Source organism: Humibacillus xanthopallidus, from assembly GCF_044793955.1.
Taxonomy (GTDB): Bacteria; Actinomycetota; Actinomycetes; order Actinomycetales; family Dermatophilaceae; genus Humibacillus; species Humibacillus xanthopallidus_C.
Genome location: NZ_CP084995.1, coordinates 2,106,585 through 2,128,007, shown reverse-complemented (window position 1 = coordinate 2,128,007; position 21,423 = coordinate 2,106,585). Strand labels below are relative to the sequence as shown.

Below are 21,423 nucleotides of genomic sequence, written 5' to 3'. Positions count from 1 at the left end.
CCCCCGTCTCACTTTGAGACGGTCACGGGCACATCCGCGCCGCCACCTTGCCCCGCTGGGCCGCGCGACCTGAGACTCTTCTGGGGAGACGACCCGCCCGCAACGCCGCGGGACGGGGCCGGAGAGGAGGCGTGTCGATGACGCACAGCCACGAAGGACCGCGCGCTCGCGACGCCTTCATCGAGTCAGGGGTGCTCGACCGGTCGGTGCGCGACGTCGTGGGGAGCTCGTGGCAGCGCAGCACCCGGGCCGGCGTCAGCCCCACGCTCGTCGAACCGTCGTATGCCGCCGCGCTGGGTGAGGCGCAGCAGCTCAACGGGTTGGTCAGCCGGGTCATGCAGCGGATGGCCGAGGGCCTCGCGGGTGAGCCGGTGAGCATGATCTTCGCGGACCCGACCGGACGGGTGATCCACCGGATCTGCCCCGACACCTCGTTCGGCCGCCAGCTCGAGAAGGTCAGCCTGGCTCCCGGCTTCACCTATGCCGAGGACAGCGTCGGCACCAACGGCATCGGCACCGCGCTGCTCACGCGCACCCCGACCCTCATCGTCGGCAGCGAGCACTTCACCGAGCCGCTCATGGGCTTCGCCTGCGCGGGCGCGCCGGTGCACCACCCGATCAGCGGCGGACTCGTCGGGGTGCTCGACCTCACCTGCGAGGCAGGGGTGTCCAACGCCCTGCTGCTCACCTACGCACGGTCCATCGCCGAGCGCATCGAGGACGAGATCCTCGCCACCGTGTCGGTGAGCGAGATGACGCTGCTGCGCGACTACCTCGCGGCGTGCCGTCACGCGACCGGACCGGTGCTGGCGCTCAGCGAGGACATCGTCATGATGAACCACCTCGCCCAGCAGCGACTCGACGTCGCCGACCGCACGGCGCTCGTGGCGCGCACCGACGACGCCGTCGGCGAGCTGCTCCCCCGCACCCTCGTCGCCGACCTGCCGAGCGGCGCCATCGCCCGGCTCGACTACCGCCCCACGTCGGTGGGCTCGGCCGTCGTCGGCGGCGTGTTCCGGGTGCAGATCCAGGAGCCGTCGGCGCGTCCGCTGCGCTCGGCCGACTCACGGGCCCTGGCGCCCCAGCTGCCCGGCGTCGCCGGCACCAGCCCGGAGTGGAGCCGAGCCGGCGCTCAGCTGCGCGAGTCGCACCGGGCCGGCACCTGGGTGCTGCTCGTCGGCGAGCGCGGGGTCGGCAAGCACGCGCTGGCCCGCGCCATCCACGTGGCGGAGTCGCCCGCGCGGCACCTGCGGGTGCTCGACGCGGCGAGCGCCGCCCTCGACCCGGACGAGTGGTTCCAGCACCTCGAGGACGAGCTCGTGAGCGAGGAGGGCACGCTCATCATCCGGCACATCGACCGGCTGCCGGCCGCGCTCGTCGAGTCGGTGTCGAGCCGGCTGCTCGAGGAGTCCGACCGCTCGCACTCCGCCCCGGCCCGCTGGGTCGTGGCGACGCGTGAGTCCACGACCGTCGACGACGCCGTCGAGTCGCAGATCGTGCCGTGCTTCGACCGCACCATCAACGTCGAGCCGCTGCGGCACCGGCCCGACGACATCCGGGCGATGATCCCGGCGATGCTGCGCACCCTGTCGCCGACGCGAGACCTGCAGATCTCGCCGCGCGCCGTCAACCAGCTGGCCCGTCACCCGTGGCCCGGCAACGCGACCCAGCTGCGCGACGTCCTGCGCCGCGTGCTGGCCGCCAAGCGCACCGGCACCATCGAGCTCGCCGACCTGCCACCCGAGTGCATGGCGGTGGGTCGACGCACCCTGACACCCCTCGAGTCGATGGAGCGCGACGCCATCACGCAGGCGTTGATCGACCACGGCGGCAACAAGGGGAAGGCCGCCGAGCACCTCGGCATGTCGCGCGCGACGATCTATCGCAAGATCCGCGGCTACAACATCGACACCCGGCGCTGACGCGTCAGGAGGGCAGCAGGATCGACACGGCGTGGATGAGCATGCCGATGAGCCCGCCGACGAGGGTGCCGTTGATGCGGATGAACTGCAGGTCGCGGCCCACCTGCAGCTCGACCCGCTCGGCGGTCTCCTTGCCGTCCCAGCGGTCGACCGTGTGGCTGATCACCTTGGTCAGCTCGGCGCCGTAGCGGTCGACGGCATACACCGTCGCGTCGCAGATGCGGGTGTCGATGCGGTCGCGCAGCGAGCGGTCCGCGAGCATGCGCTCGGCGAGGCCGATGACCTCGGACACGGCACGGGTGCGCACGGGGCCCCCCTCGTCCTCGAGCGCCGAGATGGCGACCGCGCGCAGTGAGATCCACAGCGACATGGCCGTGTCGGCCACCTGCGGATGCGTCAGCAGACGCTCCTTGAGCCGCTCGGCCTTCTCCTGGGTCACGGGGTCGTGCTGGAGGTCCGCCGCGAGATCGACGAGCAGCTTGTCGAGCGCCCGGCGGACGTCGTGGTCGGGGTCGCGGCGGATGTCGGCGAGCCACTTGAGCGCCTCGGTGTGGATCTTGCGGGCCACGAGGTCGTTGACGGCGGTCGGCACCCAGGTGGGGGCCCGCTGGGTGATGAGCGACTCGAAGAGGTCCTCGTTGTCGACGAGCCAGGCGCGCATCTCGTCGAGCGCGAGGTCGACGAGACCGACGTGGGCCTGGTCGCGCACCACCTGGTCGAGCAGCCCGCCGGCCATCGAGCTCACGGGCTCCTGGATGAGGCGCGGCAGCACGGCCTGCTCGATGACGGCGCGCACGTCCTCGTCGGGGATGCGGTGCAGGGCGTGCACCGTGACCGTGGCGACCTCGTCGACGAGGCGCTTGGCGTGACCGGGCACCAAGGCCCACTCGGCCGCCCGACGGGCCGGTTCGGCGTCGAGCACCCGTTCGCGGATGATGTCCTCGCGCATGAAGTTCTCGCCGACGAACTCCTCGAGGCTGCGCCCGATCATCTCCTTCTTGCGGGGGATGAGGGCCGTGTGCGGGATCGGCAGGCCCAGGGGGTGGCGGAAGATCGCGGTGACGGCGAACCAGTCGGCGCAGGCGCCGACCATCGAGGCCTCCGCACCGGCGTTGACGAAGCCGAGCACGCCCTCGTCGTGGCCGCGGGTGAGGACGTAGACGATGGCGGCGAAGACGAGCAGTCCGGTCGCGACGAGCCGCATCCGGCGCAGGTCGCGGCGCCGTTGCGCATCGAGCGCCGGGTCGACCATGAAGCCGAGGGGTCCGCCCGGAGAGGGGACGCGCGTCGTGGTGGGCACGGCGGTTGCCGAGGGGGCGGGGTCCACGGGCGGCACCTCTCGTGTCGGTGGGGTCGTGCTCAGTGCGCCGCCTCCAGCGCGAAGGTCAGCGCATCGATCCTCGCACGGGTCTCGCCATCGGTCGCGATGCGCTCCCCGATGCGGGTGGCGATCGCCCCGACCTCGCCGGCGCCCAGACCGGGCCGCAGGGCGAGCACGATGCGCAGCACGCCGGCACCGGCAGGCTCCCCCGCCTCGACCCGGTGGTCGTCGACCTCCGGCTCGTCGGCCACGGCCGCGCGCACCGCCGCCGCCACGTGGTCATCGAGGTGGCTCGGCACCCACGGTCGCTGCTGGGCCAGGGCCCAGAGCATGCTCGGGCGCAGCACGGTCGCGTGCGGCGAGGCGACGTCGACGACGAGCACGTGGCACTCCTCGGAGATGGCGGCCTGCGCAGCGGCCGAGGCCGTCACCGGCACGGGCCGGGCGTGGGCGTCCCACGCCGCCAGGCTATCGAGCGAGGTGAACACGGGGAGGGCGCGCGAGCCGTCCGGCGAGGTGAGCGTGACAGCCGCCATGTCGCTGCGGGTCTCCACCACGTGCGCCCCCGAGTCGTCGACCTCGTCGGCCACCGCGACGACCGGCACGAGCCACCGGGCGCCTGCCACCTGCTCCATCAGGGCCGCCTCGAGGAGTGCGGCCTCCGTCTCGGAGGCCGAGCCGTCGTGACCGGCCGCCAACACGGCGACGAGCGCGGGGTCGGCTCCGCCCGTGTCACCGGCGAAGCCGTGCGAGGGGATCGACTTGCCCGCCCAGGCCTGCCCCGCGGAGTCGCCGGGGATCTCGCTCACCGGCTCGGCCTGCCCGCCACGTCGAGAGCCTCGGGCAGCGTGAACGCGCCGCGATAGAGGGCCGATCCGACGATGGCTCCCTCGACCCCCTCACCCACGAGTCCACGGATCACCGCGATGTCCTCGAGGGTCGACACGCCGCCGCTCGCGACCACGGGCCGGTCGGTGCGCGCGCACACGTCGCGGAGCAGCTGCACGTTGGGGCCCTGCAGCATGCCGTCCTTGTTGACGTCGGTGACGACGTAGCGGGCGCAGCCCTCGCGGTCGAGCCGCTCGAGGGTCTCCCAGAGGTCGCCGCCCTCGCGCGTCCAGCCCCGGGCGGCCAGCGTGGTGCCCCGCACGTCGAGTCCGATCGCCACCCGGTCGCCGTGCTCGGCGATGATCGAGGCGGTCCACGCCGGGTCCTCGAGGGCCGCGGTGCCGATGTTGACCCGACGGCAGCCGGTCGCGAGAGCCGCCTCGAGGGAGTCGGTGTCGCGGATGCCGCCCGAGAGCTCGACCTGCAGGTCGAGCCGGCCGACGATCGAGGCGATGAGCTCTCGGTTGCTGCCGCGCCCGAAGGCCGCGTCGAGGTCGACGAGGTGGATCCACTCCGCCCCTGCGTCCTGCCACGCCTTCGCGGCCTCCCACGGGTCGCCGAAGGCTCCGCCGCTGCCGGCGACGCCCTGCACGAGCTGCACCGCCTGACCGTCGGCGATGTCGACGGCTGGGAGCAGCTCGAGGCGCTCGGCGGTCTGCTGGTCGGTCTGCTGGCCGGTCATCGGCACGGCTCCTCGGGTCGTCGGGGTGAGCATGCGCGACCACCGAGTATGCCGTGTGCCCGCGCGGGCCTGCCGAGGTGCCCGTCCGACGTGGCGGGCTGTCCACGATCGCCACTCCGGCAAGGCTGCTATCTGCTACACCGGAAGCACCACCGCACCTGCAGCGACCGACGAACCGAGGCCCCATGCCTGCCGAGAAGCCCGAGTCCGCCAGCCCGACCCTGCCGCAGCTCTCCGGGCGGCCCATGGTGACCGACGGCGGGCTCGAGACCGACCTCATCTTCAACCGCGGGGTCGACCTGCCGGAGTTCGCGGCGTTCCCGCTCGTCGACGACGCCGCCGGGCGGCGCCTCTTGGCCGACTACTACGGCGAGTACGCGTCCATCGCCGCGCGGGCCGGGGCCGGGCTCGTGCTCGAGTCGCCGACGTGGCGGGCCAACCCGGACTGGGGCGCCCGCCTCGGACGCTCGGTCGACGCCCTGACGCGGGCCAACACCGCAGCCATCGACCTGCTCCACGCCCTGCGCAGTCGGTATGCCGCAGACGTGTCCGACGTCGTGGTCGGCGGAGTGGTCGGGCCCCGCGGTGACGGCTACCGCAGCGACGGGACGACTGACCCCGCCGAGGCAGCGGCCTACCACCGGCCCCAGCTGGCGGCCTTCGCCGACGCCGGCGCCGACGTCGTCACGGCCTACACGCTCACCGACCCGGGCGAGGCCGTCGGGATCGTCCTGGCCGGCCGCGAGGTCGGCCTGCCGGTGGCGATCTCCTTCACGGTGGAGCTCGACGGTCGCCTGCCCGACGGCACCCCGCTGCCCGAGGCCGTCATCGCCGTCGACGAGGCAGCGCGCCCCGACTACTACCTCGTCAACTGCGCCCACCCCCACCACGTGCTCTCCGCACTCGACCCGTCAGCCGAGACGCTCTGGCGCTCGAGGATCCTCGGCATGCGCTACAACGCGTCCACGCGCAGCCACGCCGAGCTCGACGACGCAGTCGACCTCGACGCCGGCGACCTCGGCGTGCTCGCCGCAGGTCACTCCCGGGTCGTGGACCACCTCGGGCCGCTCAGCGTCGTGGGCGGGTGCTGCGGCACCGACGCCTCCCACGTCGCGAGGCTCTGGGGCGTCTGACCGCCTCGGTCAGGGGTGAGTGGGGTCGGCAGTGTCCGTGAGGTCGGCAGGGTCGGTAGGTTCGGCGGGATGAGGCGAGGCTGAGGCCCCAGCGCTGATCGCCGCCCGGTGCTTCCACACGACGTAGGCCAGGCCCACGACGAGGACGAGCACGATGAGCCCGACGCGCACCGGCCACGACAGGTCGAGCAACGTCGTCACGACGAGCGTGCCCAGGGCGGCTCCCACCGTCGTCGGCAGCCCGGGCCGACTCGCCCGGCGCCTCGGCTGCAAGGCGCTGCTCGTCGTCCGACGCCTCGTCGTCGTGCGGCGCTTCGTGCTCGCCCGTGACCTCGTCGCCGATGTGCTCTTCGACGTCTTCTTCGTCGCCATGGTTCGCTCCCTCACCGCCTCAGAGGCTGCGCACCCAGTTCTCGAGCAGCGTGGCGCCGGCATCGCCGGACTTCTCCGGGTGGAACTGGGTCGCGGCCAGGGGACCATTCTCGACCGCGGCGACGAACGGCGCACCGTGACGCGCCCAGGTGACGCGGGGTGTGACGCGCACGAACGCACCCGAGGGCTGCAGCGTCCAGTGCTGCACGGCATACGAGTGCACGAAGTAGAAGCGCTCGTGCTCGACGCCCCGGAAGAGGGCTGAGCCGGGGGCCACCTCGACCTCGGACCAGCCCATGTGCGGCACCACGGCGGCGGGCAGCCGCTCGACGGTGCCCGGCCACTCCCCCAGACCCTCGAGCGGGGTCGCCGACGGCTCTGTCGAGCCGTCGAAGAGCACCTGCATGCCGACGCACACCCCGAGCACCGGGCGACCGCCGCTGAGGCGCCGGTCGATGATGCGTGGCCCCTGGGCGGCGGCGAGCCCGGCCATGCAGGCGTGGAAGTTGCCGACCCCCGGCACGAAGAGCCCGTCGCACTCCAACGCGACCTCGGGGTCGGCCGACAGCGTCACCGACGCCCCGACGCGCTCGAGCGCACGCACGGCGGAGCGCACGTTGCCACTGCCGTAGTCGAGGACGACGACGTTCGCGGTCACAGAGCGCCCTTCGCGCTGGGGATGCCGACGACGCGCGGGTCGAGGGCGATCGCTGCCCGCAGGGCACGCGCGACCGCCTTGAACTGCGCCTCGACGATGTGGTGTGGGTCGCGGCCGGCCAGCACGCGAACGTGGAGGCAGAGGCCGGCGTTGGACGCGAACGACTCGAAGACGTGCCGGGTCATCGACCCCGTGAAGTGGCCGCCGATGAGGGCGTACTGCTGACCCTCGGGCTCCCCCTCGTGCACGACGTAGGGACGGCCCGCGACGTCGACGACGGCGTGCGCGAGGGCCTCGTCGAGCGGGACGGTCGCGTCACCGAAGCGGGAGATGCCGCTCTTGTCGCCGAGCGCCTGGCGCAGCGCCTGCCCGAGCACGATGGCGGTGTCCTCGACGGTGTGGTGGACGTCGACGTGCACGTCGCCGGTGGCCTTGACCGTGAGGTCGATGAGCGAGTGCTTGGCCAGCGACGCGAGCATGTGGTCGTAGAACGGCACGCCCGTCGACACGTCGGAGGTGCCGGTGCCGTCGAGGTCGAGGGTCAGCTCGACCGACGACTCGGAGGTGGCACGCGAGATCGAGGCGGTGCGGCTCATGGCTGCGTTCCTTCGGCGGGGCGGTCGGTGGCGGGACGGTCGGTGGCGGGGCGGACGTGGTCGGGTGCCAGACGGGTCATCGCCTCGAGGAAGGCGGTGGTCTCGTCAGGATCCCCGGCGGTGACGCGCAGGTGGTGGGCGATGCCGACGTCGCGCACGAGCACCCCGGCGTCGAGCAGAGCCTGCCAGGTCGCTCGCTCGTCGACGAGCCCGCCGAAGAGCACGAAGTTGCTGTCGCTCGCCACGGGGGTGGCGCCGAGCTGCCCCAGCACCTCGACGATGCGGTCGCGCTGGTGCTTGATGACCTCGACCGTGCCGAGCATGAGGTCGGCGTGCTCGAGGGCGACCCGCGCGATCGTCTGCGTCGGACTCGAGAGGTGGTAGGGCAGGCGCACGAGCCGGAGCGCGTCGACGAGCTCGGCCGAGGCGACGAGATAGCCCAGCCGGCCGCCGGCGAAGGCGAAGGCCTTGCTCATCGTGCGTGTGACAACGAGCCGGGGGTGCTCGGCGAGCAGGGTGAGCGCGCTCCGGGTGCCCGGGCGCGCGAACTCGGCGTAGGCCTCGTCGACGACCACGATCGCGTCGGGCGCGGCCTCGAGCACGGCACCGATGACCTCGAACGGCAGTGCCGTGCCCGTGGGGTTGTTGGGCGAGCAGAGGAAGACGATCGACGGCTGGTGCCGGCGTGCCTGCTCCGCCGCGGACTCGGCCGTGAGGTCGAAGGTGTCCGGCTCGCCGGTGCCCCGGAGGCCGTCGACCCAGGTCGTGCCGAGGGTCTCGCTGATGATCGGGTGCATCGAGTAGCTCGGCGTGAAGCCGAGGGCCGTGCGGCCCGGCCCGCCGAAGGCCTGCACGACGTGCGACAGCACCTCGTTGGAGCCGTTGCCGGCCCACAGCTGGTCCGGCGTCAGAGACACCCCCGACTGCTTCTCGAGGTATGCCGTGAGCGCCTTGCGCAGCTCGGTGAAGTCGCGGTCGGGGTAGCGGTTGAGGCCCGCCACCTCGTCGGAGAGAGCCGCGAGGACGGCCTCGACGACCGGCGCTGGCACCGGGTAGCTGTTCTCGTTGGTGTTGAGCTGCACGGCGACGTCGAGCTGGGGTGCGCCGTAGGCGGTGCGGCCGCGCAGGTCGGGGCGCAGCAGCCGCTGCACCTCGCTCTGCTCCGGCGCCTGATCGCTCACCGGGGCACCTCGTCGGCGAAGCGTGCGGTCACGGCCTCGCCGTGGGCCGGGAGGTCCTCGGCCTGCGCGAGTGTGACGACGTGGCGGGCCACCTGCCGCAGCGCGGCCTCGTCGTAGTCGATGACGTGGATGCCGCGCAGGAAGGACTGCACCGACAGGCCGCTCGAGTGGCTGGCGCACCCGGCGGTCGGCAGCACGTGGTTGGAGCCTGCGGCGTAGTCGCCGAGGCTGACCGGGGCGTGCGGGCCGACGAAGATCGCACCGGCGTTGCGCACCCGCGCTGCCACCGCGGCGGCGTCACGCGTCTGGATCTCGAGGTGCTCGGCGGCATACGCGTTGACGACGTCGAGGCCGGCATCGACGTCGTCGACGAGGACGATGCGTGACTGCGTGCCCTCGAGCGCCTCGACGACGCGCTCGGAGTGCTTCGTCGCCGGGACCCGGCGCCGCAGGGCGGCACGGGTGCCGTCGGCGAGCTCCTCGCTGTCTGTGACGAGCACGGAGGCCGCGAGCGGGTCGTGCTCGGCCTGGCTGATGAGGTCGGCCGCGACGTGGTCGGGGTCGGCGGAGTCGTCGGCGAGCACGGCGATCTCGGTGGGTCCGGCCTCCGCGTCGATGCCGATGAGGCCCTTGAGGAGGCGCTTGGCGGCGACCACCCAGATGTTGCCGGGGCCGGTGACGAGCGAGACGGGGTCGCACACGACGGGCTCACCGTCGATCAGCTGCGTGGCGTCGACGAAGCCGTAGGCGAACATCGCGACCGCCTGGGCGCCGCCGACGGCATACACCTCCTCGACACCGAGCAGCTCGCACGTCGCGAGGATCGTGGGGTTGGGGTAGCCGGCGAAGACGCCGGCGTTCTCGCGCTGCGGCGGCGAGGCGACCGCGAGAGATCCGACCCCGGCGATCTGGGCCGGCACGACGTTCATGATGACGCTGCTGGGGTAGACGGCGAGGCCGCCGGGCACATAGAGACCGACCCGGTCGACGGGGACCCAGCGCTCGGTGACCGTGCCGCCGGGCACGACCTGAGTCGTCGTGTCGACGCGCCGCTGGTCGCCGTGCACGAGGCGGGCCCGCCGGATGGCCTCCTCGAGGGCGGCACGCAGGTCGTCGTCGAGACCGTCGAGCGCAGCACGAAGCACGTCGGCGGGCACCCGGAGGTGGGTCGGACGCACGCCGTCGAAGCGCTCACCGAGGTCGCGCAGCGCCTCGGCTCCGCGATGGGCGACGTCCTCGCAGAGCGGCCGCACCTGCTCGAGGGCTGCCGTGACATCGAACTCGGCTCGGGGCAGGGCCCCGCGCAGGAAGCGCACGTCGAGCGTGCGGCCGCGCAGGTCGAGGGTTGACATCATGGACACGAGTCTAAAAGGCCGCGCAGGTGCCTCCGTGCACGTCTCAGGGTGCGGCTCCCCGCGAGGGTGGCTCAGCCCAGCCCGTCGAGCAGCACCGAGGTCTCCCACGCCCACTGCCGCCACGTGTCGTAGCGCCCCGACTGGCCTCCGTGGCCACCCGCCATCTCGGTGCGGAAGATCACCGGGGCCGCACCCTCGAGCTCGCGGCCCTCGTGGCGCAGGGCAGCCACCCACTTCGCCGGCTCCGTGACGTAGACCCGGGTGTCGTGCAGGCTCGTCGTGACGAGCAGGGTCGGGTAGCGCTGGGCGGTGACGTTCTCGTAGGGCGTGTAGGACTTCATCAGGGCGTAGGCCTCTGGGTCCTCGAGCGGGTTGCCCCACTCCTCCCACTCGATGACGGTCAGGGGCATGGCCGGGTCGAGGATCGTCGTCAGCGCGTCGACGAAGGGCACCGAGGCGTGGATGAAGCGGAAGCGGTCGGGCGCCTGATTCGCCACGACTCCCATGAGCAGACCGCCGGCTGAGCCGCCCTCTGCCGCAAGGCGATCGGGCGCGACGATGCCGGAGTCGCGCAGATGGTCGGCGCACGCGACGAAGTCGGTGAACGTGTGCGGCTTGGCGGCGAGCTTGCCGTCGTCATACCAGGAGCGACCCATCTCGGAGCCGCCCCGCACGTGCGCGATCGCGAAGACCCAGCCCCGCTGCAGGAGCGAGAGGCGCAGCACCGAGAACCACGGGTCGCTCGGTATGCCGTAGGCGCCGTAGCCGTGCAGGAGCCCGGGCGCCGTGCCGTCGGCCATGACGTCCGCGCGGTGCACGATCGAGATCGGCACCCGGGTGCCGTCGGGCGCGGTGGCCCACTCCCGGCGCTGGCGGTACTGCGCGAGGTCGTGGCCGTCGCGCACCCGCTGGGCCTTGAGGAGCGTGAAGGTGCGCGAGCGCACGTCGTAGTCCTCGACCGTGCGCGGTGTGACGAGCGACTCGTGCACGACCTGGAGGGTGGCGGTGGCCGACTCGGGGTTGGCCCCGACGTGGATCGTGCCGATGGGCTCGCCCACCGAGATGTCGTGGGCCTCGCCGAGGCCGTGCGGAGCGTCGGGGTCACGCAGCACGACGCGCACGCCGGTGCCCCCCTCACGGCGCAGCGAGATGGCGATGAAGTCGTCGAAGCCCTCTGCGCCGGTGACGAACTCGTCCTCGGTGGTGAGGTCGAGTGAGACCCACTCCTGCGCCGACGTGCACGTGATGGGAGCGATGGCCAGCTCGAAGTTCGTCCGGTGGGCGTTGTGGGTGACGAGGATCTGGTCGCCGATCGGCTCGACGTCGTACTCCACCCCCGCGCGTCGCTCGGCCACGACCCGGGGCGTGCCGAGCGGGTCGGCCGCGTCGAGCAGCCGGAACTCCGACGTCGTCTTGGACCCGATGGCGATGATGACGTGGCGGTCGTCGCGGGAGGAGCCCACCCCGACGAAGAAGCGCTCGTCGCTCTCCTCGTGCACGAGGGCGTCCTGCTCCACCGGCGAGCCGACCTCGTGGCGCCACACCTGGTAGGGCCGCCACGCATCGTCGACCCGGCTGTAGAAGAGGTGCCGGCCGTCGAGCGACCACGCGAGCGACCCGCCCGTCGACCGCACCGTGTCGTCGAGGGTCTCCCCCGTGGCGATCCTGCGCACGCGCACGTCGTAGCGCTCGTCGCCCGCGAGGTCGACGGCATACGCCAGCAGGTCGCCCGCGGGCGACACCTCGGTGGCTCCGACCCCGAAGAAGTCGTGCCCGACGGCCTCGGCGTTCTGGTCGAGGAGCACCTCCTCGCCCGCGGGCGGGCGGCCGTCGGCGAGCGCCGGACGCTCGGGGTGGTCGGTGAGGCGCACGCGCCCCTCGACCGCATACTGCTCACCCTCGATGGTGCGGGAGTAGTACCACCAACGGTCGTGGCGCACGGGCACCGAGAGGTCGGTCTCCTCGATGCGTGAGCGGAACTCCTCGAAGATCTGCTCGGCGACGGGCGTCAGGTGCTCGGTGCGCTCGGCGGCATGGGCGTTCTCGGCGGCGAGCAGGTCAAGCAGCTCCTGCGACTCGCGAGCGGCCATCCAGGTGTAGGGATCGTCGAATCGGTCACCGTGGTGGACGCGGGCGACCGGGGCACGACGCGCGATCGGGGGCTGCTGCATGCGCGCAGTCTAGGCACCCCGCCGGCGAACGGCAGAGGCCCTGTCGGCCGACGGCAGCGGCCCCGGAGTCCGAGGACTCCGGGGCCGCTGCGTGACCGGGATGGTCGACGGCAGGTCAGCTGTGGATCATGACCTGACCCTGCACCCGCTGCACGCCGCTGTCGTAGACGAGCGCACCGTCGGCCGCTCGCACGACGAGGCGCAGCGTGTCAGCCTTGCCGCCGTCGACGACGTCGACCGTGTAGGTGTAGCCCGTGGCGCCGTTGACCGTCGCGGTCCCCGCGAAGCGGGAGGCGTCACCCCGGATGACGAGGAAGTCGAACGAGGTGCTCGTCAGGACGAACGGGGTGCCCTTGCCGCCGAGGCTGAAGCCGAACTCGCCGGACGGGTGCGTGGCACCGGCCGCGTAGTCGAGGTCGATCTCGAAGGCGCCCTTGCCGGCCCGGGCGGGATCTGCGGTCAGGGCTCCGGCCGGCGACTGGATGAACCCGCCCCCGGTGATGAAGCCGGCAGCGTCGTCGGTGAGGTCGAGCCCGACGACGACGGGGTCGTGGTCGGAGATGCGGAACTCGTCCGGTGCGTAGAGCGAGCTCACCTGGTTCGCCGTCTTGAAGTCGGTGTTGTAGTCGAGCACCGAAGGCTCGTCGGCGTTGATGTGCCAGTCGGCGACACCGGTCACCTGGCCGGTGATCGAGGCGGTGCCGAGCGCGTGGTCGAGGTAGCCCCACTGGCCGTCGAACGCGTAGGAGTAGGCCTTGGACCCGTTGAAGCGCCCGATGAGGTTGGTGTAGCCCTTCGACTCGAGCATGGCGATCGGGTCCTCCTTGGCGTAGGAGTTGAGGTCGCCGAGGATCAGCACGTCGGGGTCACCGGTGCCCGTCGGGTCGCCGGCCAGCCAGTCGGCGAGCAGCTGGGCCGACCGCACGCGGACGGCGTTGCAGTTGGCCTGGCCGTCACCGGTGTCAGGCTGGTCGCACGCGCTGCCCTTGCTCTTGAGGTGGTTGGAAACCCCGACGAAGACGCCGCCCGTGGCATTGTCACGGAAGGCCTGGGCCAGGGCCGGGCGGTTGCGCGGGGCGCTGTCGCCACCGTTGACGAAGGCCACGGTGTTGAGCACGCCGGTGCGCCCGATCGGCGTCACCTCGCCGGGCTTGTAGAGCATGCCGACCTTGATGGCGTCGTCACCGAGCGCATCGACCTGGCCGCTGCGCGCGTCGGCGTCGATGAAGGACCACGTGCCCGCGCCGTCCTGCTCGTTGAGCCGGTCGACGAGGAACCGCACGGCGCTGTCGGGGCCGTAGCCGTCGTTCTCCAGCTCCATGAAGGCGACGACGTCGGCCTCGGTGCCGGAGACGGCAGCGACGGTCTTGCGCCACTGGCGCTCGAACTCGACCGCCGTGTTGGCGCCGCGGCAGTCGATCGGGGGTCCGGAGACACCCGCCCGGCAGTTGATCCCGGAGACATCGAGGGTGTTGAAGAAGTTGAGCAGGTTCATCCCGACGACGCGGGTGGTGCCGCCGACCGCGGGCGCGCTCGTCGGCCGCGGGTTGGCCGGCTCGAAGTCGATCGAGCCGCCCAGCGAGTTGACCGGGCGCACCCGGTAGGCGTTGGGGCTCGCGGCGTTGCCACCCCAGGTGAAGGTCATGACGCCGACGATGCCGGTCGCCGTGTCGCCGCCGCGGAGGGTGTTGCTCGCCGTGAGGGGAGCACCGTCGCGGGCAAACAGGATCGGGTCGGGGTTCTGCGCCTGCGAGGCGTCGTCGATGATGATCTTGCGCAGGTCGTTGGCCGCCTGCAGCGCGAGCGCCGGGGCGCCCGGAGCGACGACGTTGGTCGGCTGCTGGAGACGCCCGCCCTGCGAGAGGGTGACCTGACCGAAGCGGCCGAGCTGGAAGTGCTCCGTGACCGTCATCTCCTGCGGCAGCTCGACGAGCATGCCCTCGAACTGCTCGAGGAAGGTCGGGCTCGGGGCCGGGAAGACGACGTCGGTCGGAGCGACCGAGCCGGTGCCGCAGACGGTGACTCCGCCGGTGGCAGCGCTGATCTGCGACTGCCCCTGGTTCTCACCGGCGGAGCCGGTCACCGTGACGACGTCACCGACCTTGACGGCGTCGGCGTTGTTGAACTCGAAGACGAAGATGCCGTCGGAGGTGGCGGGGTTGCCGTCACCCGAGGCGTCTTGCAGATAGAAACCGCGCAAGGCCGGGGAAGCTCCCTCGTAGTCGCCCACGACGACACCTCGGGTGGTCACCGTGCCGCCGATGGCCACGGTGGCGCCGCTGCCCTGGATGGCGGGGATCCGCGTGATGGGCGCCTCGCAGGGGCTGACGGCCGGGGTCGAGAAGCGCACGACGACGTCGGCCGCCATCGTGTCGGGCGGGTCGTTGGCGTCCACGTCGGAGACCGCGGCGCCGCTCACCGTGAGCGCGCACGCGTCACCGATCGCGAGGTCGGTCGTCGGGTCGAGGGTGAAGGTGGTCGGACCGCCGGAGAGCGCGAAGGCCTTGGTGCCGCTCACCGAGCAGACGAGGGAGAAGGCGGAGACGGGGGCCGAGACGGGCTCGGAGAACGTCACGGTGACGTTCGCCCCGGCGGTGACGGTGCTGCTGCCCTCGGCCGGGGAGGTCGACACGACCGTCGGAGCGGCGTCCTCGACCGGACCCGTGACGATCGAGTGCGAGCCCAACCCCTCGAAGGTGTCGGTCGCGAAGCCGTCCCACTGCACGGAGGGGTCGAAGGCGTTGGAGCCGTCGATGTCGCCGACCTGGACCGTCGGCTTGCGGCGGAGGGTGTTGTCGGCCGTCGAGGTGAGGCCGGTGCCCCACTCCGCGCCGGGGTCGACGCCGATCTGCCCGAGCACGTCGACGACGGTGGTGCCCTTGCGCAGCACGACGGAGTCGTTGCCATTCCAGTTGGCGTTGCCGCTCTGCTGGTCGGCGACGGCCTTGATCGTGGCGTTGGCGGAGCTGTTGACATAGACGAAGACGTCACCCGAGGCAACCGTGCCCGCGAGCGTCGTGGTGGTGTTGGCTGTAGCCGCGCCGTTCGCATAGACCTGTACGTTGTAGGCAGACATGTCCACCGGGGCCCCGGTGCCGTTGTAGATCTCGAGCGCCTTGTTGTTGCTCGAGCCCTCGACGTACTCGCTGATGAACAGCTCCGTCGGGGCCGCCGAGGCGGTCGGCGCCGCCGCGACGAAGGGGACGATCCCGACGGCGAGCGCGGCGGCGGTGGCCCCCGCGACCCGACGCAGGACTGGTCGTGACACAAGCATGTGATTCCTCCCTGGGGACCGGCTCCTCGGCGCGGTCTGCCGGTCACCCTAGACCGGCCCGGTGACTCCCGCGCGCCGGAGCGAGGCGTCATTTCGGCACCAGTCGGTGAACGTCACGTGTCGTGCGGGATCACCGGCCACGCCCCCGGCCAGCCGTCGAGCCTGCGCCGGCTCTCGAAGCGCCGGTGGCGCCCGTCGACGGGGTCGTCGAACTCGAGGACGGCAGCCAGCAGCTGCAGCGACTCGCTGAAGTCGTCGTCGGCGACGGCGCGGTCGACCGGATAGAGCGGGTCGCCGACGATCGGGATGGTCAGGCCCGACAGCTGACAGCGCAGCTGGTGGGTGCGCCCGGTCGTGGGCGTGAGCCGATAGAGGCCGAGCTCGCCCGCGGTGCCGAGGAGCTCGACGAGGGTCTCGGCGTTGGGCGCCTCCCCCGGCACCTCGCGGGCCTGGTGGGTGCCGTGCTCCTTGACGAGGTGGGTGCGGCGCACGAGCGGCAGCTCGAGGTCGGGGCGCACCGGGGCGACCGCGAGGTAGGTCTTGCGGACGAGTCCCGCCGCGAAGACCTGCTGGTAGGCACCCCGCCAGCGCTGCTCCGTCGTCAGCATGAGCACCCCCGCGGTCGGCCGGTCGAGCCGGTGGGCGGGCGCCAGCCGGGGCAGCCCGGTGAGCACCCGCGCGCGGGCGAGGGCGCTCTGCACGACGTGGCGCCCGCGCGGCATCGTCGCCATGTGGTGCGGCTTGTCGACGACGACGAGGCGCTCGTCGCGGTGGAGCAGCTCGATGTCGCCGGGCAGTGGCACCTCGTCCGGCAGGTCACGGTGCGCCCACACCACCGACCGCGGCACGAAGGGCGCATCGGCGGCCACGGGCCGGCCCTGCGCGTCGACGAACTCACCCGCACTCAGCATCCGGTCGATCTCCTCGGCCGTCAGGCCGACCGCCAGACGCTCCACGAGATGGTCGCGCAGGCTCCGCCAGGGCCCGCCCTGCGGCATACGGAAGCGTTGGGCGTCGACGCCGTGGCGCGGTGGCAACGGCGACGCGGGCACGCCGCCCCGCGCCACTCAGATCTCCCCGCCCCGCACGACCTCGACGGGCTGGTCGACGAAGCGGCCGTATGCCGTCGCCGCCGTCTCGATGTCGCGCGACCTTTTCGGGGTCAGCCGGACGAACGGCGTGACCTGCACGAGGACCCGGCCCCCACGCAGCTCACGTCGCCAGATGCCCGCCACCTCCCCGTCGACCACGAGCGTCGGCTTGAAGACCATGTTGCGACCCGGCACGACGGCGATGCGGTGCTCGGGTGGCAGGGTCAGGTCGCGCGACCGGTAGCCGAGGAGGAACTCGTCCCACTGCGGGAGCAGGTGCACGCAGGTGGGTCGGTCCGGGCCGGTGGGGGCGGTCGGGGCGTCGACGTGGGTCAGCCAGGTGACCCCGCCCCGCTCCTCGCGGACGAGGCGCGCGTCAATGAGCGCGAGCGCCTGCCGGGCCAGGCCCAGGCCCTTGCCGATCCAACCCGCGAGGTCCTTCTCGGTGACAGGCCCGTGGCTGCGCACGTAGCGCTCGGCCACGGTCGCGAGCGCCTCGTCGTGAGAGGGCGTGAGGGAGTGCGGCACCCACGCGTCGATGAGCACGAAGCTCGGCTGCTTGCCGATGAGCGGTCCCTGGCAGAGCAGGCCGGTCATGCAGTGGTGGCCGACGAGGTGGTAAGCACGCTGGCCGGCCGGGTCGATGCCGTGCGCGGCCAGCAGGGCGATGAGCTCGGGTCGGCTCATCGGCTCGTGCAGGTGCTCCTCGAAGAGCCGACCCGCCCGGTCGACGTCGGCGGGGGTGAGTCCGAGCCGGGCGTAGCGGGTCGTGAGGGCGGTGCCACCCGGTGCCGCCAGCAGCCGGCACATCCAGCGCGCGTCCTCCGCCGGCACCCAGTGGAGCGTGCCGCGCATCGGCCAGGTGCGCACGATCTCGCGGGCTCGCACGGCGTCCTCGACCTGGGCAGCCGTGAGGCCCGAGCGCACTCCGAGCGACCACGCGCCGCTCGCGTGGTCCTGCGCCTGGAGGGCCCCCAGCGTGCGAGCGACGGTGACGGCAGGGACCGGTGCGTCGGCAGAGCCGAGGGCCGGGGACAGCCCGAGGGCCGCCATCCTCGCCCGGCGCAGGCGCCGACGGTCGGCCGCCGTCATCATCAGGTGAGGCAGGCCGGGCCGAGCAGTGCCTTGAGGTCACCGAAGAGCGAGGACGTGGCGTTGACCCGGAGCGAGTCGTCGAGCGACATGAGGACGGACCGGCCGGGCTGCGTCAGCCGGACCTGCACCTCGGTGGCGCCCGGGTGCTCGCCGAGCACCCGCTTGAGGCTCTCGGCGACCGCCGGGGTGACCCGGCCGAGCGGCAGCGTCAGCACGACCGGGCCGCGCGGCCCCTCCTTGATGTCGGGGATGGTCAGCTCCTGCGCGAAGATCGAGATCGAGTCGTCGCGAGCGCTGACCCGGCCCTTGATCGCGCAGACGGTGTCCTGGGCCAGCATCGTCGAGTAGGTCATGTAGGCGGAGGGGAAGAAGAGGCACTCGATGGCGCCGTCGAGGTCCTCGACCGAGGCGATGGCCCAGAGGTCGCCCTTCTTCGTGCGCTTCAGCTGCAGGCTGGTGATGAGGCCGGCCACCGTCACGGGGGTGCCGTCGGGCTTGGCCTCGTCACCGAGCAGGGAGGCGATCGTGGTGTCGGCATGGGTGGCGAGGATGTGCTCGATGCCGAAGAGCGGGTGGTCGGAGACGTAGAGCCCGAGCATCTCGCGCTCGAACGACAGCAGCGTGGCCTTGTCCCACTCGAGTGGCGGCACGGGCGGCAGGCCGTCGAAGGCGCCGGGGCCCGCGGCGTCGGTCGTCTCGTCCATGCCGAAGGACCCGAAGAGGCTGTCCTGCCCGATCGCCTCCTGCTTCTTGACCTCGACGAGGGCGTCGATGTAGCGCTCGTGCACCTCGATCTGGCCACGGCGGCTCTCGCCGAGCGAGTCGAAGGCGCCGCCCTTGATGAGCGACTCGATGGTGCGCTTGTTGCAGACGACGGCCGGCACCTTGGAGAGGAAGTCCTTGAAGGAGGCGAACGCGCCCTTCTCCTCGCGAGTGCGGATGATCGCCTCGACGACGGGCAGGCCGACGTTGCGGATCGCGGCGAGCCCGAAGCGGATGTCGGTGCCGACCGCGGCGAAGTTGGCGATCGACTCGTTGACGTCGGGCGGCAGCACCTTGATGCCCATGTGCCGGCACTCGTTGAGGTAGAGCGCGGACTTGTCCTTGTCGTCGCGCACGCTCGTCAGCAGGGCAGCCATGTATTCGGCCGGGTAGTTGGCCTTGAGGTAGGCGGTCCAGTAGGAGACGAGACCGTAGGCCGCCGTGTGGGCCTTGTTGAAGGCGTAGTCGGAGAACGGCACCAGCACGCCCCAGAGCGCGGCGATCGAGCCCTCGTTGAAGCCCTGCGCCTTCATGCCCTCGCTGAAGGGGACGTACTCGGCGTCGAGCACCTCCTTCTTCTTCTTGCCCATGGCGCGGCGCAGCAGGTCGGCGTTGCCGAGCGTGTAGCCGGCGAGCTTCTGCGCGATCTCCATGACCTGCTCCTGGTAGATCACCAGGCCGTAGGTCATGCCAAGGATGGGGTCGAGGGCCTCGATCATCTCGGGCTGGAGCTTGCCCTTGAGCTGCGGGTCGAGCGGGATGAGCTCCTGCTTGCCGTTCTTGCGCAGGGCGAAGTTGGTGTGCGCGTTGACGCCCATCGGGCCCGGGCGGTAGAGGGCGAGGGCGGCCGAGATGTCCTCGAAGTTGTCGGGCTGCATGAGGCGCAGCAGGGCCCGCATGCCGCCGCCGTCGAGCTGGAAGACGCCGAGGGTGTCGCCCCTTCCGAGGAGGGCGTAGGTGGCCGGGTCGGACATGTCCTTGGAGAGCGCGTCGAGGTCGATGTCCTCGTCACGGTTGAGCTTGATGTTCTCGAGGGCGTCGTCGAGGATCGTGAGGTTGCGCAGGCCGAGGAAGTCCATCTTGACCAGGCCGAGCGACTCGCAGCTGGGGTAGTCGAACTGCGTGATCATCTGGCCGTCCTGCAGGCGGCGCATGATCGGGATGACGTCGATGAGCGGCTCGCTGCTCATGATGACGCCGGCGGCGTGCACCCCCCATTGGCGCTTCAGGCCCTCGAGACCGAGCGCGGTCGCGACGACCTCCTGCGCGGCCGGGTCCTCGTCGTGCACGGCCCGGAAGTCGGCGGCCTCGTTGTAGCGCTTGTGCTGCGGGTCGAAGATGCCGGCGAGCGGGATGTCCTTGCCCATGATCGCGGGCGGCATCGCCTTGGTGAGCTTCTCTCCCATCGAGAACGGGTGCCCGAGCACGCGGCTCGCGTCCTTGACGGCCTGCTTGGCCTTGATCGTGCCGTAGGTGACGATCTGGGCGACCCGCTCCTCGCCGTACTTCTCGGTGACGTAGCGGATGACCTCGCCGCGGCGGCGCTCGTCGAAGTCGACGTCGAAGTCCGGCATCGACATGCGCTCGGGGTTGAGGAAGCGCTCGAAGATGAGGCCGTGGGGCACGGGGTCGAGGTCGGTGATGCCCATCGCGTAGGCACACATCGATCCGGCGCCCGATCCACGACCGGGGCCCACGCGGATGCCGTTGCGCTTGGCCCAGTTGATGAAGTCGGCGACGACGAGGAAGTAGCCGGGGTAGCCCTTCGAGACGATGACGTCCTCCTCGAAGGCCGCCTGCTTGCGCGCGTAGTCAGGCACCCCCTCGGGGAAGCGACGCTGGAGGCCGGTCTCGACCTCCTTGATGAACCACGACGTCTCGTCCTCGCCCGGGGGGCAGGGGAAGCGCGGCATGTAGCGCCCTTCGCCCTCCTCGAACGAGACCTCGCAGCGCTCGGCGATGAGCAGCGTGTTGTCGCAGGCCTCGGGCAGCTCGCGCCAGAGGTGGCGCATCTCGGCGGCCGACTTGAGGTAGAAGTCGTCGGCGTCGAACTTGAAGCGGTTGGGGTCCATCAGGGTCGAGCCCGACTGCACGCAGAGCAGGGCGGCGTGCGCCTTGGCGTCCTCGGCCTTGGTGTAGTGCAGGTCGTTGGTGGCCACGAGCGGGAGCCCCAGGTCGCGGGCCAGGCGGATCAGGTCGCGCTGGGTGCGACGCTCGATCTCGAGGCCGTGGTCCATCAGCTCGACGTAGACGTTGTCGGGGCCGAAGATGTCGCGCAGCTCGCCCGCCACCTCGCGCGCCTCGTCGTAGAGCCCGAACCGCAGCTTGGTCTGGATCTCGCTCGACGGGCAGCCCGTCGTGACGATGAGGCCCTTGCCGTAGGTGGAGAGCAGCTCACGGTCGATGCGCGGCCACTTGGTGTAGACCTGATCGAGCGAGGCGATGGAGCTCATCCGGAAGAGGTTGTGCATGCCGACGTTGTTCTCGGCCAGCATCGTCATGTGGGTGTAGGCGCCACCACCGGAGATGTCGTCGCGTCCGCCGTCGCCCCAGCTGACCTTGGTGCGGTCGGAGCGGTGCGTGCCCGGCGTGATGTAGGCCTCGACACCGATGATCGGCTTGACCCCCGTGCCCTGCGACTTCTTCCAGAACTCGTAGGCGCCGAAGACGTAGCCGTGGTCGGTCGTCGCGAGGGCCGGCATGCCCATCCGCGCCGCCTCGCTGAAGAGATCGCCGATGCGCGCCGCCCCGTCGAGCATGGAGTACTCCGTGTGCACGTGGAGGTGCACGAAGCTCTGGTCAGGCTGCGGGGCTGGGTGGGTCGACATCGTGGATGAGTCTAAGCCTCGTCGGCGACACCCCTCGGCGTGTCGCGGCGGGGTGTCGCCGGCACCACCCGCGCCGCTGCCCCCGTCGCGCGTA

15 protein-coding genes are annotated in these 21,423 nt (G+C 71.7%); 2 read left to right on the top strand and 13 right to left on the bottom strand.

Features of this window, described 5'->3' with window-relative positions; genetic code table 11:
• Positions 1–137 precede the first annotated feature (137 nt).
• Positions 138–1,922, top strand: a complete 1,785-nt coding sequence (locus tag LG278_RS09375; RefSeq protein WP_404393155.1) for a sigma-54-dependent Fis family transcriptional regulator — start codon at positions 138–140, stop codon at positions 1,920–1,922.
• 4 nt (positions 1,923–1,926) lie between these two features.
• Here LG278_RS09375 and LG278_RS09370 read toward each other — a convergent pair whose 3' ends face one another.
• From LG278_RS09370 to priA, 3 genes are read right to left on the bottom strand one after another with little or no spacing between them, the layout of a single operon-like run.
• The gene (locus tag LG278_RS09370) at positions 1,927–3,249 is read right to left on the bottom strand and encodes a DUF445 domain-containing protein (RefSeq protein ID WP_404393153.1); all 1,323 of its coding nucleotides are present in this window, start codon (positions 3,247–3,249) and stop codon (positions 1,927–1,929) included.
• Positions 3,250–3,281: 32 nt separating this feature from the next.
• Positions 3,282–4,052 carry an SseB family protein gene (locus tag LG278_RS09365; RefSeq protein ID WP_404393151.1) on the bottom strand — a complete coding sequence of 257 codons (771 nt, stop codon included), beginning with the start codon at positions 4,050–4,052 and terminating at the stop codon, positions 3,282–3,284.
• Complete coding sequence (gene priA, locus LG278_RS09360) at positions 4,049–4,813, bottom strand: bifunctional 1-(5-phosphoribosyl)-5-((5-phosphoribosylamino)methylideneamino)imidazole-4-carboxamide isomerase/phosphoribosylanthranilate isomerase PriA (RefSeq protein WP_404393597.1); 765 nt, start codon at positions 4,811–4,813, stop codon at positions 4,049–4,051. The genes LG278_RS09365 and priA overlap by 4 nt, the downstream gene beginning before the upstream one ends.
• 185 nt (positions 4,814–4,998) lie before the next feature.
• Between priA and LG278_RS09355 the strand changes: the two genes are divergently transcribed.
• On the top strand, positions 4,999–5,946 hold the full coding sequence (locus tag LG278_RS09355) for a homocysteine S-methyltransferase family protein (protein ID WP_404393149.1): 948 nt from the start codon (positions 4,999–5,001) through the stop codon (positions 5,944–5,946).
• Positions 5,947–5,955: 9 nt separating this feature from the next.
• Here LG278_RS09355 and LG278_RS09350 read toward each other — a convergent pair whose 3' ends face one another.
• From LG278_RS09350 to dnaE, 10 genes are all read right to left on the bottom strand, one after another.
• The gene (locus LG278_RS09350; RefSeq protein ID WP_404393147.1) at positions 5,956–6,318 is read right to left on the bottom strand and encodes a hypothetical protein; all 363 of its coding nucleotides are present in this window, start codon (positions 6,316–6,318) and stop codon (positions 5,956–5,958) included.
• Between the two features lie 19 nt (positions 6,319–6,337).
• Complete coding sequence (hisH, locus tag LG278_RS09345; protein WP_404393145.1) at positions 6,338–6,976, bottom strand: imidazole glycerol phosphate synthase subunit HisH; 639 nt, start codon at positions 6,974–6,976, stop codon at positions 6,338–6,340.
• On the bottom strand, positions 6,973–7,572 hold the full coding sequence (gene hisB, locus LG278_RS09340; RefSeq protein WP_404393143.1) for an imidazoleglycerol-phosphate dehydratase HisB: 600 nt from the start codon (positions 7,570–7,572) through the stop codon (positions 6,973–6,975). The genes hisH and hisB overlap by 4 nt, the downstream gene beginning before the upstream one ends.
• Complete coding sequence (locus LG278_RS09335; protein WP_404393141.1) at positions 7,569–8,753, bottom strand: histidinol-phosphate transaminase; 1,185 nt, start codon at positions 8,751–8,753, stop codon at positions 7,569–7,571. The genes hisB and LG278_RS09335 overlap by 4 nt, the downstream gene beginning before the upstream one ends.
• Complete coding sequence (gene hisD, locus LG278_RS09330) at positions 8,750–10,108, bottom strand: histidinol dehydrogenase (protein ID WP_404393139.1); 1,359 nt, start codon at positions 10,106–10,108, stop codon at positions 8,750–8,752. The genes LG278_RS09335 and hisD overlap by 4 nt, the downstream gene beginning before the upstream one ends.
• A 71-nt stretch (positions 10,109–10,179) precedes the next feature.
• A complete protein-coding gene (locus LG278_RS09325) occupies positions 10,180–12,279 on the bottom strand; it encodes a S9 family peptidase (RefSeq protein ID WP_404393137.1) in 2,100 nt (699 codons plus the stop codon).
• A gap of 115 nt (positions 12,280–12,394) precedes the next feature.
• Positions 12,395–15,553, bottom strand: coding sequence for an ExeM/NucH family extracellular endonuclease (locus tag LG278_RS09320; RefSeq protein WP_404393135.1), 3,159 nt, complete (start codon positions 15,551–15,553; stop codon positions 12,395–12,397).
• Positions 15,554–15,666: 113 nt separating this feature from the next.
• The gene (locus LG278_RS09315; RefSeq protein ID WP_404393133.1) at positions 15,667–16,620 is read right to left on the bottom strand and encodes a pseudouridine synthase; all 954 of its coding nucleotides are present in this window, start codon (positions 16,618–16,620) and stop codon (positions 15,667–15,669) included.
• Complete coding sequence (locus LG278_RS09310; RefSeq protein WP_404393131.1) at positions 16,621–17,739, bottom strand: winged helix DNA-binding domain-containing protein; 1,119 nt, start codon at positions 17,737–17,739, stop codon at positions 16,621–16,623.
• Complete coding sequence (dnaE, locus tag LG278_RS09305) at positions 17,739–21,329, bottom strand: DNA polymerase III subunit alpha (RefSeq protein ID WP_404393129.1); 3,591 nt, start codon at positions 21,327–21,329, stop codon at positions 17,739–17,741. The genes LG278_RS09310 and dnaE overlap by 1 nt, the downstream gene beginning before the upstream one ends.
• Positions 21,330–21,423 lie beyond the last annotated feature (94 nt).